This window comes from Stenotrophomonas sp. 05L44_2 (assembly GCF_056665995.1).
Genome location: NZ_JBFTNR010000770.1, coordinates 1 through 1,905 on the forward strand (window position 1 = coordinate 1; position 1,905 = coordinate 1,905).

The 1,905-nt window shown below is 67.8% G+C and carries 2 protein-coding genes; both read left to right on the plus strand.

Annotated features, from left to right (window positions below; translation table 11 throughout):
• The first annotated feature begins 416 nt into the window (after positions 1-416).
• On the plus strand, positions 417-932 hold the full coding sequence (locus tag AC1VAN_RS20410) for an RNA polymerase sigma factor (RefSeq protein ID WP_025878928.1): 516 nt from the start codon (positions 417-419) through the stop codon (positions 930-932).
• The coding region (locus AC1VAN_RS20415; protein ID WP_480986594.1) for a FecR family protein at positions 929-1,905 on the plus strand (977 nt) is incomplete at its 3' end. The genes AC1VAN_RS20410 and AC1VAN_RS20415, both read left to right, overlap by 4 nt.

Below are 1,905 nucleotides of genomic sequence, written 5' to 3' on the forward strand. Positions count from 1 at the left end.
CTGCTGCACATCGAGTGCATCGAGCTGGTCCAGCAGATAGTGCGCGCGGGGGCGGCCGCCGGCCTCGATCACCGCCTGCAGGGACTCGCGCCATTCGCGGGTTTCCTGCGGATCGGCGTCGAGAGGGAAATGTGCCTGGTTCATGCTGCGTCTCCAGAGAGCGCCGGTTCTGCACCTGCACGGCACCGCCGGCAGGGCGACAGCTCTGGAGCGGAGTCGCGCCGGCGGGTCCGTGGCGCGGGGGCGGCCGTGGTGGCTGCCGAGGAGACAAGCGTAGGCGCCGTATCGGCTGGCGGGTAGACGGGCGACGATTGGGTCTGCGCGAACCTTCGCTTGGCCATGCAGCGCTGCAATGCGGATGTCATCGTTGGTGTGCACCCTGCTGGGTTTTCCAGCCTCGGGGTGGTTGGTCGGTTGTGAACAGCGTCAGGATCTGGGAGAAGAGCTACGCCTTGCGGCGCCGCCTGCTGCGTGGCTTCTTCCTTCGGCGTGGTTCACAGGCTGCCGATGCCGAGGACCTGGCCCAGGAGGTCTACCTGCGGCTGCTGCGCAGTACCGGCGAAGATGCCCAGGCGATCGAGAACCCCGAAGCCTATCTGTTCGCGGTGGCTGCCAACCTGGCGCGTGAACAGGCACGCTCGCGCTCCGGCCTGCCACAGATCGAGGACGTCGACCTGCTGGCCGAGGTACTGCGCAGCGAGGAGGACATCGAAGCTGATTTCGAGCGGGCGCAGCGCTGGAGCGGAATCCGCGGCGCCATCGCGCAACTGCCGCCGACAACGCGGCGGGTGATGGAGCTGCACTATCGCGATGGGCTGGATTGCCGGCAGGTGGGGGCACAGCTGGATGTGTCGGTGCACATGGTGCGCAAGCACATCGGCAAGGGACTGGATGCCTGCAGGAAGGCGCTCGGCGCCGGGAAGGATGGATGAACCGGCAGGAGCCTGCAGCGATGGATGACGAGGTGGCCGAGCAGGCCGCGCACTGGTTCCTGTGCAACCGCGAGGGTGACCTGAGCGCCGCTCAGCGCATCGAGTTCATGGCATGGATGAAGCGCTCTCCCGAACACATACGCGCGTACCTGCATGTCCTGCACGTGCACCGGCAGGTAGGCGCGGTGATGGTGGCGTACGGACAGGAGCAGGGGGACAGGGCCGCGTTGCCGGAGCTGCCGGCAACGGCGAAAGTCGTGCCGTTGTTTGCCGTACCGGTGCCCGTGCCGCGCGCCGTGGTCGCATCGCGATCACGCCGACCACTCTGGAGGCGGGTGGCTGCGGTGGCCTGCTGCCTGTTGCTGGTGGCCGGACTGGTGCCGTGGCTGATGCCTCGCGAACAGATGCTGATCGCCGGCCACGGGCAACTGCGTGAGGTGGTGCTGGCTGACCGGACGCAGGTGCGCCTGAACGCAGACAGCCGTCTGCGGGTGAACATCGGCTGGTTCAGCCGTCGGGTGGAACTGCTGAGCGGCGAGGCCACGTTCGATATCGCAGCGGATCGCCGGCCGTTCGAGGTGCAGGTTGGCGATCTGCGGATCCGCGACATCGGCACCGTGTTCGATGTCTCGCGCCGTTTGCAGAGTACGCGCAWCGGCGTGGTGTCCGGCGAGGTGGAGGTCTGGACCGCCGGCAGCGGGCAACGACGGCTGGCGCAGCTGCCTGCCGGGAAGGTGGTCCAGGTCGATCACCGCAGCCATGCGGTGCAGCCATTGGAAATACCGATGTCCATGCTGCTGGACTGGCAGCAGCGCCGGGTGTCGTTCCGCGATGAGCGGCTGGACGAGGTGGCGGCTGCCTTCAACCGCCACAACCAGGTACAGGTGCGGCTGACCGATGACGCGGCGCGCGCGGCGCGTCTGTCAGGCAGCCTGGAGGYGCACCGGGTCGCAGCGCTGCAGGCATTCCTGCA